Source organism: Haloarchaeobius iranensis, from assembly GCF_900103505.1.
Classification (GTDB): Archaea; Halobacteriota; Halobacteria; order Halobacteriales; family Natrialbaceae; genus Haloarchaeobius; species Haloarchaeobius iranensis.
In genome coordinates, this window is record NZ_FNIA01000002.1 from 207,695 (window position 1) to 222,336 (window position 14,642).

General features: G+C 70.0%; 16 protein-coding genes. 10 read left to right on the forward strand and 6 right to left on the reverse strand.

The window, feature by feature from the left end; all coding sequences use genetic code 11:
• Positions 1–32 precede the first annotated feature (32 nt).
• From BLT27_RS19575 to BLT27_RS02530, 4 genes are all read left to right on the forward strand, one after another.
• Positions 33–203: a hypothetical protein gene (locus BLT27_RS19575; RefSeq protein ID WP_175526349.1), complete on the forward strand. Its 171-nt coding sequence runs from the start codon at positions 33–35 to the stop codon at positions 201–203.
• A gap of 172 nt (positions 204–375) precedes the next feature.
• Positions 376–1,158: a DUF7388 family protein gene (locus BLT27_RS02520; protein WP_089731455.1), complete on the forward strand. Its 783-nt coding sequence runs from the start codon at positions 376–378 to the stop codon at positions 1,156–1,158.
• 21 nt (positions 1,159–1,179) lie between these two features.
• Positions 1,180–1,935: a creatininase family protein gene (locus BLT27_RS02525; protein ID WP_089731456.1), complete on the forward strand. Its 756-nt coding sequence runs from the start codon at positions 1,180–1,182 to the stop codon at positions 1,933–1,935.
• On the forward strand, positions 1,932–3,101 hold the full coding sequence (locus BLT27_RS02530; RefSeq protein ID WP_089731457.1) for an NAD(P)/FAD-dependent oxidoreductase: 1,170 nt from the start codon (positions 1,932–1,934) through the stop codon (positions 3,099–3,101). The genes BLT27_RS02525 and BLT27_RS02530 overlap by 4 nt, the downstream gene beginning before the upstream one ends.
• 222 nt (positions 3,102–3,323) lie before the next feature.
• Here the strand turns inward: BLT27_RS02530 and BLT27_RS02535 are convergent, their stop codons facing one another.
• The 3 genes from BLT27_RS02535 to BLT27_RS19580 are packed head-to-tail and all read right to left on the reverse strand — an operon-like array spanning position 3,324 to position 4,908.
• Positions 3,324–4,190, reverse strand: coding sequence for a hypothetical protein (locus tag BLT27_RS02535; protein WP_089731458.1), 867 nt, complete (start codon positions 4,188–4,190; stop codon positions 3,324–3,326).
• A gap of 59 nt (positions 4,191–4,249) precedes the next feature.
• Positions 4,250–4,753: an Hsp20/alpha crystallin family protein gene (locus BLT27_RS02540; RefSeq protein WP_089731459.1), complete on the reverse strand. Its 504-nt coding sequence runs from the start codon at positions 4,751–4,753 to the stop codon at positions 4,250–4,252.
• Entirely contained in the window at positions 4,750–4,908 is a 159-nt protein-coding gene (locus BLT27_RS19580) for a DUF7559 family protein (protein WP_175526350.1), read from the reverse strand. The genes BLT27_RS02540 and BLT27_RS19580 overlap by 4 nt, the downstream gene beginning before the upstream one ends.
• A gap of 79 nt (positions 4,909–4,987) precedes the next feature.
• Between BLT27_RS19580 and BLT27_RS02545 the strand changes: the two genes are divergently transcribed.
• The 5 genes from BLT27_RS02545 (at position 4,988) to BLT27_RS02565 (ending at position 12,133) form a co-directional block, all read left to right on the forward strand.
• Positions 4,988–6,832, forward strand: coding sequence for a hypothetical protein (locus tag BLT27_RS02545; RefSeq protein ID WP_089731460.1), 1,845 nt, complete (start codon positions 4,988–4,990; stop codon positions 6,830–6,832).
• An 82-nt stretch (positions 6,833–6,914) separates the two neighbouring features.
• On the forward strand, positions 6,915–8,951 hold the full coding sequence (locus tag BLT27_RS02550; RefSeq protein ID WP_089731461.1) for a hypothetical protein: 2,037 nt from the start codon (positions 6,915–6,917) through the stop codon (positions 8,949–8,951).
• Complete coding sequence (locus BLT27_RS02555; RefSeq protein ID WP_089731462.1) at positions 8,948–9,877, forward strand: DUF429 domain-containing protein; 930 nt, start codon at positions 8,948–8,950, stop codon at positions 9,875–9,877. Before BLT27_RS02550 ends, BLT27_RS02555 begins: the two co-directional genes overlap by 4 nt.
• A 51-nt stretch (positions 9,878–9,928) precedes the next feature.
• On the forward strand, positions 9,929–11,650 hold the full coding sequence (locus BLT27_RS02560) for a radical SAM protein (protein WP_089731463.1): 1,722 nt from the start codon (positions 9,929–9,931) through the stop codon (positions 11,648–11,650).
• Positions 11,651–11,731: 81 nt separating this feature from the next.
• Positions 11,732–12,133 carry a TRAM domain-containing protein gene (locus tag BLT27_RS02565; RefSeq protein ID WP_089731464.1) on the forward strand — a complete coding sequence of 134 codons (402 nt, stop codon included), beginning with the start codon at positions 11,732–11,734 and terminating at the stop codon, positions 12,131–12,133.
• On the opposite strand, the gene BLT27_RS02570 is transcribed toward BLT27_RS02565, so the two are convergent.
• From BLT27_RS02570 to BLT27_RS02580, 3 genes are all read right to left on the reverse strand, one after another.
• Positions 12,130–12,792 carry a YkgJ family cysteine cluster protein gene (locus BLT27_RS02570; RefSeq protein WP_089731465.1) on the reverse strand — a complete coding sequence of 221 codons (663 nt, stop codon included), beginning with the start codon at positions 12,790–12,792 and terminating at the stop codon, positions 12,130–12,132. The two genes, BLT27_RS02565 and BLT27_RS02570, sit on opposite strands and share 4 nt — an antisense overlap.
• 161 nt (positions 12,793–12,953) lie before the next feature.
• Complete coding sequence (locus tag BLT27_RS02575) at positions 12,954–13,742, reverse strand: MBL fold metallo-hydrolase (RefSeq protein ID WP_175526351.1); 789 nt, start codon at positions 13,740–13,742, stop codon at positions 12,954–12,956.
• 40 nt (positions 13,743–13,782) lie between these two features.
• Positions 13,783–14,064 carry a helix-turn-helix domain-containing protein gene (locus tag BLT27_RS02580; RefSeq protein ID WP_089731466.1) on the reverse strand — a complete coding sequence of 94 codons (282 nt, stop codon included), beginning with the start codon at positions 14,062–14,064 and terminating at the stop codon, positions 13,783–13,785.
• 135 nt (positions 14,065–14,199) lie between these two features.
• Here BLT27_RS02580 and BLT27_RS02585 point away from each other — a divergent pair, with 135 nt between their 5' ends.
• A complete protein-coding gene (locus BLT27_RS02585; protein ID WP_089731467.1) occupies positions 14,200–14,601 on the forward strand; it encodes a PPOX class F420-dependent oxidoreductase in 402 nt (133 codons plus the stop codon).
• The last annotated feature ends 41 nt before the right edge of the window (positions 14,602–14,642 follow it).

Genomic DNA, 14,642 nt, shown 5'->3' on the forward strand with positions numbered 1-14,642 from the left:
CACTCTTCCCGGCGGCGGCCGTGGAGCCAGCTATGTCCACGCCATGTGTGTACTGCGAGAGCACCGTCGAGCGTCACGACCCGGTGTACGCCCGGGAGGAGGGCAGTGAGGAGCGCGCGTTCTGCAACTACGCCTGTCTCGCCGCCTACATCGACGACGAGGGGCTGACGACGGGGACCTGCTGCGAGTGGTCCCCCGCCTGAACCGGCGTCTCCCGCGACCCACCAGCCGGCAGGTCTTCGCGCTGTCCGACACGTTTATACTGCATCGAGACCTGGACACGAGTACATGGTCCACAAGACGATGGGTCGCGTTCCATTCGACCGATAGCCTACTTCTCCTGAGCCGCATCGACGCCGTTCGAGGTGATCGCCGATGTTGACCAGCGGCGCGACCGTCGCCCGCACGGGGCTCGACGGCATCGCGCTCAAGCCCGCCGAGGTCGACATCGCCGACGCCGTCGACCTCGACGCCGACCTGCTCGTCGTCGACTACGAGGGTCGAGACCACCTGCCGGACGCGAACGTCCTGCGCGAACTCGCCGACGAGTCCGCGGTCCGGGTGACGACGCCCGTGCGCGCCGACGGGTTCGACCCCCTCGGCGACGACTCGCTGGCGCGAGAGCTGCCCGACGATGTCGGGCGCGTGCTGGTCGCCGGTCACGGCGCGTACCTGACCGAGCGCGAGGCCGGCCGTGCCATCGCGCCCCGACTCGGGGCCGCCCGGACGGTCGCTGACGACGCCTGGGTCGGCACCGAGGGCGTCGAGCGCGTCGCCCTCGCGGCCGGCGGCACGCAGTTCGACCTGCTCTCGCGGTCGACCGACCGCGACCTGAAGTCGCTGCGCGCGGCCGGCTACGACGGCGAGATAGCCGTCTACGCGCCCACGGTGCTCGCCAGCGACGACGACGCCATCCTCGACGGGGTCGGCGGCTACATCAGCCGGCGCGGCAGCGTCGCCCGCGCGCTCCCCGACGACTGCGCGACCGACGCCTCGGCGACCGGCCGCGCTCGCGAGGTGCTGCTGAAGGCGAGCCGCGACTTCGCGCTCGTCGGCGACGCGGCGACGGTTCGCGACCGGGTCGACGAGCTCCACGAGCTCGGTGCCGACTACGTCGTCGGCTACCCCGCCCGCGGGCTGGACGAGTTCTTTAACTGAGCGCCGGGCGCACTCCCGGCTATGCGCCTCGCAGACCAGACGACGGCGAGCCTCGGTGACACGCCCGAGGTCGCCGTCCTCCCAGTCGGAAGCGTCGAACAGCACGGGCCGGCACTGCCGCTCGGCACGGACTTCATGGCCGCCGAGGCGGTGGCCGACACCCTCGCGGACCGCGACGACACGCTCGTCCTCCCCACCCTGCCGGTCGGCGTGAGCGAGCACCATCGCCAGTTCGACGGCACGCTCTGGACCGCCCCGGAGACGTTCGAGGACTACGTGGCCGACACGCTCGCGAGCGTCGCCAGCCACGGCGTCCGGAAGGCAGTCGTCGTCAACGGCCACGGCGGGAACACGGACGCGATCACCCGCGCGGCGCGCCGACTCCGCCGGGAGGAGCTGGCCTTCGCCGCACCGTGGGCCTGGTGGTCGAACCTCGACGGCCTCGACGAGGAGCTGTTCGGCGAGGCCGGCATCGGCCACGCGGACGAGCTGGAGACGAGCATGGTCGCCCACGTCGCCCCCGACCTCGTCCGCGAGGAGCGCCTGGCGGAGGCCGAGGCGGGCGCGGCCGACTCGTGGGGGCGGTCAGTCCACGGCGCGAGCGTCGGCTTCGACACCGCCGACTTCTCGGACTCCGGTGCCGTGGGCCGGCCCACCCGCGGCTCGGCCGAGGCGGGCGCTCGGCTGTTCGAGCAGGCGACGGACGAGCTGGACGCGCTGGTGGACTGGCTGGTGGCCCAGCCCTTCGAGGCGTTGCTGCCGGAGGAGCACCGATGAGTCTCCCCGCGGACCGGGACCTCCAGACCGACGGTGCGCCCGAGACCGTCGCCGTCGTCGGTGGCGGTGCGGTCGGCGCGACGGCCGCCTACGACCTCTCGCGCCACGGCGTCGCCGTCACGCTGTTCGAGGCCGGGCACGTCGCCGGCGGCAGCAGCGGCCGCGCCGCGGGCATCTGCTACGACGCCTTCGCGGAGGACCGGGACGCCCGGGTGGCGGCCCGCGCAATCGAGCGGTTCCGCGAATTCGACGGGCGCGGCGACTTCGCCTTCGAGGGGACGCCGTACGTCTGGCTCGCCCGCGAGGGCGACGACCGCCGCGCGGACGCCATCCGCGAGCAGGTGCCCCGGATGCGTGCCAACGACCGCGACGTGACGCTGCTCGACCCCGACGGCCTCGCGGCGGCGTTCCCCACCCTCCGGACTGACGACGTGGCGGTCGCCGCAGTGGCGCGGGACGCGGGCGTGGTCGACCCCGCGACCTACCCGCCGCTGCTCGCGTCGCTGGCCGCCGAGGAGGGCGCGACGATTCGGGAGGCGACGCCGGTTCGGGTGGCGACGAACGATGACGGCGACGACGGGCCGGCGGTCGTCTCCGACGACGGCGAGCGGGAGGCGTTCGACGCCGTGCTCGTCGCGGCCGGCGCGCACACGAAGCGGCTGCTCGCCGACGCCGGGGTCCCCATCGCGATGAAGCCCTACCGCGTGCAGGCACTCACCGCGGGCTTCGACCGGGACGTGCCCGTCTGCTACGACGCGACCGCCGGCGTCTACCTCCGCCCGCATCCCGACGGCCTGCTCGTCGGCGACGGCACCGAGGAGCGCGAGGCCGACCCAGACGACTGGCGACGGGCGGCCGACGACTGGTTCGTCGACGGCGCGGTCGCGGCGGTCGCCGGGCGCACCGGCCGGGAGGCCTCGGTCGAGCGCGCCTGGGCCGGCCTCTGCACGGCGACGCCCGACCGCGACCCGCTGCTCGGCGAGCTCCGTGATGGGCTGTTCGTCGCGACCGGCTTCCAGGGGCACGGCTTCATGCGCGCTCCGGCGCTGGGCGAGGCGGTCGCTGCGGAGCTGCTGGGTGGCGAGGGTATCGAAGCCTTCGCGCCCACGAGGTTCGACGGCGACGAGTCGTTCGAGGTCGTCGAGGGGATGGTCGTCGAGGAGTAGCGTCGACGTCAGGTGTTTAGGTCACTCGTGGGGTCGGAACCGAACGGTGCCGCCTCGGTCCGCATCGACAGGTCGACGAGCGTGTACACGTCGTGGTCCGTCGAACAGCCCGTCGCCAGGCCGCCGGTCGCGGAAGCGCCAGCCAGCCGCAGGAACTGCCGTCGCTGCAGGTATATATACGAATTCCGATAATTTTGGGGTCTTTCCGGTGATTGCCACCCGTCACCGGAGTCCGAAGTTCGACAGCGGGTCCACGCCGAAGGGAGCCTGCGCGGTGGCGAACTTGAGGTCAAGCAGCACGCGCTCGGCGTCGTACTCGACCGACGCGGACCGCAGGCGGTCGACCGACGACTGGACCTGGTCGAGGTACGAGGTGAGTTCCTCCCCGCGGGCCTCGTCGACGCCGGGGACCCTGAGCGCCCGGGCGGTCGTGGTCCCGCCGTCGACCCGGTAGGCGTGACCGTGCAGCGTCGGCGTCCCATCGTCGTCGGTGCTCAGCCGGAACCCGGCGTTCGCGCCGACGCCGACGGTGTCGAAGAAGCTCGCGAGGCGGTCGTCGTCGCTGGCGAACGAGCGCGACCCCGTCACGTACGACTCGGCGTCGGCGCGCGAGAGGCCGCGGACGAACACCAGCTCGCCGTCGGCGACGACAGCGAAGGCGTCCGTTCCGTCGCCGTACAGGGGCCTGTCGCCGAGGGTGCCGACGCGCTCGAACTCCGCCGTCAGGGAGTCACGGACCGTCTCGGCGTCGAACGAGCCCCGCGAGACGAGCACGTACGGGAGCCCGCCCGAGTCGCTCGCGCCGCCGAGCTCGACCGTGAACTCGACATTCTCGGGCGCGGCGGCGTGGTAGCGCTGGACCCGGCCGGCGCTCTCCCTGAGGGCGTCCTGGCTGGCTGCGAACGTCGCTGGCTCCCAGTAGCCGACGACGTAGTCGGTCACGTCCTCGCGGTAGCTCGCGGGGTCGTAGAGCCAGGGCTGGAGGCTCCCCTCGCGGCCGGCATCCCACGTGTCGCCACCGGAGCCGCCGAGGCAGCCGGCGGTCGAGGCGAGGCTCCCGAGGAGCGCCGTGCCGGCAGCTCGTCGCATCGTTGCCCGTCGCGTCTGCAGAAACGACCGGTTCCCCGAAGCCTCGTCACCCGCGGGGGTCACGTCTCGCCGGCGTCGTCCGCACTCGTCTCCGGGTCGTCGTCACTGCCGTCGTCCGTGCCGTCGTCGGGTTCGGCGATGGTCACGGTGTCGGTGTCGCCGGCATCGCTGGCCTCGTCTCCGTCGGGGACGGCCTTGGGGACCTCGACCTCCAGCGTGCCGTTCTTGCGGAGCGTCGCGGTGGCGGACTCGGCGTCGACCAGCGCGTCGGCCGGGAGCTTGACCTGGCCGTCGAGCGCCATCCCCCGGCCGGGGATGCGCATGTCGAAACCCTCGTGGAACTCCCGGAAGCGGTCGAGGCGGACCTTCACCGCGCCGTCGTCGTAGCGGACCTGGACGTCGGCGTGGGTCGCTCCCGGGGCGTCGAAGACGGCGAGGTAGGCGTCGTCGCTCTCCAGCAGGTCCGTCGGGAGCGGGCGGTTCTCCTGGACCTGCGAGGCCGCCCGGCCGATCTGGCGCAGGACGCTGTTGCTGACCGAGCGCCCGAACTCGCGGATCGTCATAGCTCGATCTCCTCCAGACCGGCGGTGGTCCCACAGTACGGGCAGGTGAACTCCTCGACGGTCACGTCGTCCGGCATGTCGTAGGTGTAGTGCAACTCGAACATGTCGAGCTCGCAGTCCGAGTCCGTACACCTGACCTCCATCGTCGCGGGCATGCCCCGACCTTGGGCCGTCAGGGGAAAACAGTTTTCGGAGGGCGGAACCCTTTTCTCCCGCTGCTCGAAGACGAATACAATGCAGACCCCGCCACGGACCGCCGCACTGGCCATCGTCGCGCTCCTCGTCCTGAGCGCAGTTCCGGTCGGCGCGGTCGGTGACGGCCCAGCAGCGGCCGCCGGCACCGAGGGGGTAGCAGCGAACGGTCCGGGACCGTCGCCGAACGGCAGCGTCGGCGTCACCCGGCTCGTAGACGTTGAACTGACACCGGACCGCCCCGGGACGGTCCGGGTCACGGTCACCTTCGAGGTCAGCTCCGACGTCAGCACGTTGGGCGTGAGCATCCCCGAGAACGCGACGCTGCTCTCGCGCGACGGTATCGTCGACGCCCCCACCATCGCCTGGGACCATCGCTGGGACGAGGAGACGGACCGGCCATCGATGACCGTCCGCATCCCGAGCGACGTGGAGAACGACCGCTTCGGCGGCTACGACTTCGCCGAGGGCGACGGGTGGGCACTCGTCCACTACGGCGTCACCGCGGGCTACTACAGCGACGCGACCGACAGCTGGCACCGCACCTGGGAGCGCGAGGGGCTGTTCGACACCGAGACGCGCGTCGCGGACGAGGCAGTCCTCGGCACGCAACTGGCGTACCTCGGCCCACACCAGCGCTACGAACACACGGCGAACGGACGGAACCTCACGCTCGTCGTCCCCGAGACGGCGACAGTACAGGAGGGGCCGGCGACCGTCTTCGAGTCGGTGTCGTTCGCGATGTCGGAGCTGTACGTCACCGACAGCGAACGCGACGTTCGCCTGTTCGTCGCGCCCGGCCCCATCCGCCGCGGCGGCATCCAGGCCGGGCCCACCGACCTCTGGGTCCACGAGGACATGCAGGCCGAGAACGCGGACAACGTCTGGGTCCACGAGTACCTCCACACCCGCCAGCGCTTCCGGCCGAACGCCGAGATGCGGTGGTTCACCGAGGCCAGCGCGGAGTACTACGCCGCCCTCCTGACCTACCGCGAGGGCCGCATCGGCTTCGACGCCTTCCACGATGCGGTCTCGACCGACCGCGACGCAGAGTCAGTCCTCGTCAACGACATCCACTGGACCTCGGAGTACGCGCCGTACTCGAAGGGCAGCCGCGTGCTCGCGGGGCTCGACGCCCAGATCCGCCGCGGCTCCGGCGGCAACTACAGCCTCGCCGACGTGTTCTACCTCGTGAACGTCCACCGCGGCGTGGTCACCTACTACGACCTCCGCGAGTACGTCGTCGCCGCCGGCGGCGAGGCCGCCGGGGCGTGGCTCGACGAGTACGCCCGCACCGAGGCCGTCCCCGACGTACCCGAGAACGCGTCACTGTACGACTCACCGACGGGGCCCGACCGGGACGCCGACGGCGACGGGCTGACCGACGCCGAGGAGAAGCGCGCCGGGAGCAACATGTTCGCCACCGACACCGACGACGACGGCCTGAACGACAGCCGCGAGGTCCGCGTCGTCGGCTCGGACCCCAACGACCCCGACACCGACGGCGACGGGCTCCCGGACGCGGCCGAGCTGAGCCGCGACGCGGACCCGACCGACGTGGACACCGACGACGACGGCCTCGACGACGGCACCGAAGTCAACGAGCACCGGTCGGACCCGACCGACCCGGATACGGACGGTGATGGGGTGTCGGATGGCGAGGCGGTTGAACGGGGCATGGACCCGACGGGTGAGGAGACCGAACCCGCGACCGAGACATCGACCCCGACCGCAGTGGAGACGACTGCGCCGACCGGCACGCCCGTGATGGCGACCGGCACATCTTCCACGGCGTCCGGGGGGTCGCCGGGGTTCGGCGTGGCTTCGGGACTGGTCGCGCTCGTCGGCTATGTGGTCCTGTCCATGCGCTCCCGTCGGCTGTCCTGATGGACGAACAGCACCCTCGACATCGGGGTACCAGGGGGAGCTGGCCAGAACGTTTTTGTCCGGGTTATGAAAGCTTGAACCAATGGAAGGAACACGGGTGTGCATCGCATTCCTCGTCTTCGTCGCTACACTCTCCGGGACGGTGACCGCCGTCCCCACGGACCGAACCGGGAGCACGAACCACCTTGGAGCGGCGTCGCCAGCGCCCTACGACGAGCAAGTCGGTGTCGTCGCCTCGGTCGCCGTCGACCGCACGCCCGCGGACCTGGGTGCGGTCAGGGTCACGCTCACGTTCGAATTCGGACGGGACCTGGGTCGTCTCCGGATCAGCACCCACGGCGAGCCGACCGTCGTCGACCGCTCCGGCATCGTCCAAGGCTACGGCGAGGAGACGCTCTACCGGTGGGACGGGGAGACGCCTGACCCGAGCATCACCGTCGAGATCCCGACCAACGAGACGAACGAGCAGTTCGGCGGCCTGGACTTCGTCGAGACGGCGGACTGGGCACTGTTCGAATACTTCGCCACGGCCCGGTACTACAGCACCGAGACACAGAGCTGGCACGAGATGTACGAGAGCGGCGACCGGTTCCGGACGCGGACCAGCTTCGCGCCCGACTTCGCCGTCGGCGACACCATCGCGTTCGCTGGCGCGTACGAACACTACAACGCGAGTGTGGGCGGCAGGACGGTGACGCTCATCGTCCCGAACGACGCCGACCTCGCCGCCGATCCCGAACGGATTACGGGCAGCATCACCCACGCGATGCGGGCACTGGACGTCGGCGGCGACACGGGGGACGTCCACGCGTTCGCCGCACCGGAACCGATTCGCGGCGGCGGCCTCCACCCCGGTGGGAGCGACATCTGGGCGTCACGCGGCTCGACGGTCGACGGCCCGGGCAACACCTGGGTGCACGAGTACGTCCACGTCCAACAGGGCTACACGACCACGCCGGAGACGAGCTGGTTCACCGAGGCCAGCGCGGACTACTACGCCTCGCTGCTCGCCTATCGACGGGGGGCCACTGATTTCTCGTCGTTCCACAGCTCGGTCTCCCTCGACCAGGACGCCGATGCCGTGCTGGCCGAGAGCCACGAGGAGGGCGTCGGCTACACCAAGGGTGCGCGGGTGCTGGCCGCACTCGACGCCGAGATACGCGAGCGGTCCGACGACCGGTACTCGCTCGCCGACGTGTTCTACCTTATGAACAGCCAACCGGAGCGGGTCGACTACGAGACGTTCCGGTCGTACGTCCAGCTCGTCGGTGGGGCAGAACTCGGGAGCTGGCTCGACGAGTACGTCCTGACGAGCGCGGTCCCGACGGTTCCCCGGGAGCCCGCACTGTTCACGACGCCGGCCCCGACCACGCTGGACTCCGACGACGACGGGCTGACAGACGCCGAGGAGCACGCCGCCCGCACGGACCCGTTCTCCAACGACAGCGACGAGGACGGGCTCACCGACGAGCGCGAGGTCGAGGGTCTCGGGACGGACCCGACCGCCGCCGACACCGACGGGGACGGACTCACCGACGACGAGGAACTGGCGGGACGGTCGGACCCCACGCTCGTCGACACGGACGACGACGGTCTCAGCGACAGGTCCGAGGCGCGCGTCGGCTCGGACCCGACCGCCGCCGACACCGACGGGGACGGACTCACCGACGAAACCGAGGCCCACGAGTCGGACACCGACCCGACCGCCGTGGACACGGACGACGACGGACTCTCGGACGGAACGGAGTTCGACGGCGCGACCGACCCGCAGGAGGCAGACACCGATGGCGACGGCCTCGACGACGGCGCCGAGGTGAACCAGCACGGCACCGACCCGACCGCTGTCGATACGGACGGCGACGGCCTCGACGACGGCACCGAAGTGAACCAGCACGGTACCGACCCCACCGCCGTGGACACGGACGGCGACGGCGTCGACGACCCGACCGAACTCGACGAGGGAACCGACCCAGTAGTCGCGGAGACGGCAACCCAGACCCGGGCCACCGACACCTCGACGGCCGACGACAGCGGAGCTTCGACGCCGGGCTTCGGAGTGGCTGGCGCACTGGTCGCGCTCGTCGCGTGCCTGGTCGTATTCGGCCGAGGTGGCCGATGACGGGACTGGCGTCGACCGTGTACGGGGTGGACTTCGGAGCTGGAGAACGGAATGCCGGGCGGAAGACGTGGATCGCACGCGGAGCGGTCGACGACGGCGGGGTACGCGTGACCCACTGCGAGACGGTCGAGTCGGCGTTCGACGGCGACCCGAAACGCAGGAACGAGGCTCTGGCCGCACTGGTCGGATTCCTCTCCGGGGAGGGTGCATGGGAGACCGGCGACGGCGACAAGTACCGGGTCGAAGACGACACCGCGGTCGGACTCGATTTCCCGTTCGGCCTGCCTGCGGCGGTCCTCGGAGACGAGTTCGAGAACTGGCGGGCGTTCGTCGAGGTGTTTCCCGACGGCCTACCGCCTGCCGATGACTGGGACGGGAACGTGGTCGACGACCCCCGGTCGCTGAGCGCGTGGGGCAGCCACCGTGCCCGGGAGAACGACGAGACGGACTGCGTCCACTGCAAGCGCGAGACGGATGCGACCGTCGGCGCACAGCCCCCGTACGGTATCGTCGGGAAGTACATCACCTACCATGGTATCGTGTCGGTGCTCTCCGAGGTTCGGGACGCGGTGACAGTCGCTCCGATGGAGACGGACGGGCACACCGCTCCCGAGGACGGCCCGTTCGTCCTGGAGGCCTATCCGGCTGGCACGCTGGGCCGACTTGGGCTCTACCGCACCGGCTACAAAGGGACCGGCGAGACCGAAGGCCGTCGACGAGAGCGGAATCTCTGCGGACTGGAACAGAGCGTCGATGCCCTCGAGATAGAGCGGTCGGTCGTCGAAACGGCAACGGGGAACCCCGGCGGTGACGCCCTCGACGCCGTCGTCGCCGCGGTTGCGACGTACGAGGCGACGCGCTCTGCCGACACACTCGCCCCCGACGAGGCCCACTACGACGACCGCGAGGGCTACATCTACGTCTGACCGCGACGCCGTGTAGTCAACTTCTTCCCCGTCGAGACGCAATCTCGGTCCATGACTGACCCCGCTACGCTCGACGTGACCATCGTCGACGGCTACGTCGACGAGCCGGCACATTTCGGGGTACCGCCGTACATCTCGACGTACCCCCGGTACACCGCCGGGGCACTCGTCGACGCTGGGGTCCCCGAGGAGCGCATCACGTACCACACCATCGACGAGCTGCGCGACGACCGGATGCTGTGGGCCGACGTAGCCGACGCGGACCTCGTCTGCTACCTGGGTGGGATGACCGTCCCGGGGAGCTACGTCGGGGGGAAGCCCGCCGAGCCGGACGAGGTGCGCGAGATCGCCTGGACCGCCGACGGGACGACGCTGATGGGCGGCCCGGTGAAGTTCGGCGTCGGCGACGAGAACGCCGGCGCGACCGAGACCGAGCGCGACGACCTCGACTACGACTTCGTGGCGAAGGGCGACGTCGAGGCGGCGGCGTACGACCTCGTCGAATCGGGGCTTGAGGGGTTCAACAACCGGATGCGGGACAACCGGGAGATCGACCGCTGGGGGTCGAAGGGCGCGTTCGTCGTCGAGCAGCACCCGAACCACCCCGAGTACCTCATCTGCGAGATGGAGACCTCGCGTGGCTGTCCGTACCGCTGCTCCTTCTGCACGGAGCCGCTGTACGGCGACCCGTCGTTCCGGCCCCCCGAGTCCGTCGTGCGCGAGGTCGGGGAGCTGTACGACCGCGGCGCGCGCCACTTCCGGCTCGGTCGGCAGGCCGACATCCTCGCCTACGGCGGCGACGGCGAGAAGCCGAAGCCGGACGCCCTCCGCGAGCTGTACGGGGGCATCCGCGAGGTCGCGCCCGACCTGGGAACCCTCCACCTCGACAACATGAATCCCATCACGGTGGTCGAGTGGCCGGAGCTATCGCGGGAGGGCATTCGCGTCATCGCCAAGCACAACACGCCCGGCGACACCGCGGCGTTCGGGCTCGAATCCGCCGACCCGGTCGTCCAGGAGGCGAACAACCTGAACGTCACCGCCGAGGAGTGCTTCGAAGCTGTCCGCATCGTCAACGAGGAGGGCGGCTGGCGACCCGGCGACGAGCCCGGCACCGGCCCGTCGACCGGTCCCGACGCGCCACGGCGACTGCCCAAGCTACTGCCGGGTATCAACCTCCTGCACGGCCTGAAGGACGAGCGCGAGGAGACGTACGAGCTGAACCAGCAGTTCCTCCAGCGCGTCTACGACGAGGGGCTGATGCTCCGTCGCGTGAACATCCGGCAGGTGATGACGTTCGCGGGGACGGAGATGAACAGCGAGGGTGCACACATCGCCCACGAGCACAAGTCGCTGTTCAAGCGCTACAAGAAACAGGTGCGCGAGGAGATCGACAACCCGATGCTCCAGCGGCTCGCCCCGCCGGGGACCGTGCTCCCGAACGTCCACCTCGAGTACCACGAGGACGGCACGACGTTCGGCCGGCAGCTCGGCACCTACCCGCTGCTCGTGGGCCTGCCGGGCGAGCGCGAGCTCGGTCGCACCATCGACGTGGCCGTCGTGGGCCACGGCTACCGGTCCGTGACGGGCGTACCGTACCCGCTCGACTTCAACGAGGCGTCGCTGCAGGAGCTGACCGCCATCCCCGGCATCGGCAAGGGGACCGCGGGCGACATCGTCGTCAACCGACCCTACGGCTCCCCCGACGAGGTGTCCGCCGACGTGGACCTGCGGAAGTACGCGGGCACCGTCTCCGGCTCCGACGCTGATTGAGAGCGGTACCCACCGTTTGATTCCGTGCGGCAACGGTAATTCTAATACCCACCCGTTCCAGTACTCTGGTGGAGGCTCACTGTGGAAATATCTGATAAGCTACTGTGTCTGTTCAGTGCGGAAGTCGAGGTCGAGGACGGTTCCTACGTCGTCGAAGTACCGCGCCAGGAGGTGGACACCGGGTCGGTGGAGCCCGGGGAGACGTATCGTGTCGCCCTCATCGAACGGGAACGAGAGGAGACCACCCAAGAGACCGAGAGCCGCGATACGGCCCCCTCGGAGCCGCAACCGCCGGTCGAGATCGGCGAGACGCGCTACGTCGAGATCGAGGACATCGGCAAGCAGGGCGACGGCATCGCTCGCGTCGAGCGCGGCTACGTCATCATCGTCCCGGGTGCGGAGGTCGGCGAGCGCGTGAAGATAGAGGTCACAGAGGTCAAGTCCAACTTCGCGGTCGGCGAGATAATCGAGGACACCTTCTAGCGCTCGTAGGCCGACCCGTCCGGCCGTTTTGCACCCTCGCTGTCGTGGACGACCACCGCGCCCGAGCGCGGGTTGGCGGGTTCGTACTCGTCGCGGACGCCGATAGCTTCTTCGAGCTCTCGAATCGCCCGTTCCTTCAGCGTCGCCGCCATCGCCTCGGCGTCGTCGCGCGAGATGTCGCGCCCGAGTCCCTCGCACTCGTGGGCGCGGACCAGTCCGGCCTCGTCGACCGCCTCACCCATCGGCTGGCTCGTGCCGGCGAGCGCGACGCTGAACGGGTAGGTCTGGCAGACGAGCGGCCGGTCCTCGTGGACGGTACAGGCACCGACGCCGTCGTCGTCCTCCGCGTAGAAGCTGCAGTCGCCGCACGAATCGGTCTGGAGCGCCCACTCGAACGTCTCGCCCTCGACGCCGCCGTCGTCGGTCTCCGTGAGGCCGTACGGCATCGGTCGGGCCACGTCGCGGAAGTCGTAGTCGGTGGCGGCCTGGAGCTCGCGAACCTCGTCCGGGAACACCGTGGCGGTGTGGGGGTCGTCGTCCTCGGCGGTGCAGCAGGCCCCACAGCGCGTGCACTCGAAGCCGATCTCGGCGATGGCGTCGGCGAGGTCGGCGACCGAGAGGTCGCGGGCGCGGTCGAGTTCCGATTCGAGGGAGTCCATCGGGTCGTCGTGAGGTGAGCACCGCAGGCGGGAAACGCTTGCGCTCGGGGTCGCCGCGGCGGGTGGGGAGAAGTGAGTCCGGGCGGTCAGTAGTTCGTCCCGTGGTGGGCCGCACTGTCGATACGGAACGTTCCGCTCGATCGGTGCTACATCGGCAGCGGTTACCCGTCGTCGGTGCCACGCGGCTCGATCTCCCTGCCGTCCCACCGGATTCGGTCCTCGACGACGAGCTTCCGGAGGTGGCACTCGACGGTCCGGAGCGCGAGGTCGCGGACGCCGGTGAGGTCCTTATCGTAGGCGGCGTCGAGGACGGATTCGAGGCGAGCCGCCTCGTTCTCGACGGCCGCCAGCACGCGCTCCTCGCGGTCGAGTCGGTGCTGGATGAGTCGCTGGCAGGTCGCCGACGGGTCGTCGATGGTGGGGCCGTGCCCCGGGAAGAGTCGGTCCGGTTCGCGCGCGTACACCCGGCGGAGGCTCCCGAGGTAGGCGCGGAGGTCCCCTTCAGGCCGCCCGACGACGACGCTCCCTTCGTCGACGGCGAGGTCGCCACAGACCAGGCCCGCACCGCTCTCGAAGGCGAGATGTTCGGGTGCGTGGCCGGGCGTCTCGACGGCGGTCACGGCGGTGTTCGGGAGCGTTTCCCCGTCGCGGAGCGTGCCGTCGGGCGTGACGCCGGTCGCCTCGACGAACCGGTCCGTGCGGCCGTGTCGTGCCCACACCGTCGCGTCCGTCTCGGCTGCGTAGTCACCGACTGCGCCGACGTGATCGCGGTGCGTGTGCGTGACGACGATGTGTCCGACCGAGCGCTCCGCGACGGCCGCGTCGAGTTCGTCGCTCCGTGCAGCGGGGTCGACGAGGACTGCAGGGTCGTCCCCGACGAGATAGGTGTTCGTCCGGCCGGAGGGGGCCCGCGTCGACACCTCGACCGGGATGGTGACGATATCGCTCACGTCGGGGGGGAAGGGTCGCAGTCGACAAAAGCAGTCGGCCTCAGCAGTTAAGGAAGTAGACCTGCTTCCGTGCGTCCTGGAAGCTGTACCGCGAGCTGACGAGACCGGCCTCCTCGAGCCGGTTGAGCGCGTACCGGACCGTGCGGTCGGGGAGCAGGGACTCCTCGGCGAGCTGGCCCTGCGAGAGCGGCGACTCCGTCTCCAGCACCTTGGAGACGAGCTTCGCGCTCGGGGGGAGCTCGCGGAGCCGCTCCCGGTACTCCGCGTCGGAGAGGAGTTCTTCGGAATCGTCTGCACGGTCGTCGGCGGTACTCATGCTCATACACACCGAAAGCGGGAACCACGTGTTAAGGGTTGGCTATAGGTGAGTAGGTATTGTTGAGAGAATATTAAGTGATAATATGTCATGGTTGCCTGTGTCACAGTTTCTTTTCCACTGGCACGACGAACGTGGGGTATGGCCGAGATACCGTCCTCCCATCGCGACCTGTTCGAGAAGAAGACGTTCGCACATTTCGCGACGCTGCTGCCCGAGGGCACACCGCAGGTGACGCCGGTCTGGGTCGACTACGACCCCGAGACGAACCACGTGCTCGTCAACACGGCGCGCGGTCGACAGAAGGAGCGGAACGTGACCCGGAATCCGAAGGTCGGCATCGAGATGACCGACCCGGACGACCCGTACCGGTACCTCTCCGTGCAGGGTGAGGTAGCGTCGGTGTCGGCCGAGGGTGCGGACGCACACGCCGACGAGCTCGCGGGCCGCTACATGGACCTGGACGAGTACCCGAACCGCGGCGAGGAGGTCGGCGAGCGCGTGGTCATCCGCATCAGGCCGGACACGGTCATCGCGAACTGAGCCTGCAAGCGCGAACGACAGCCCGTCGGTCGGCGGCCGCA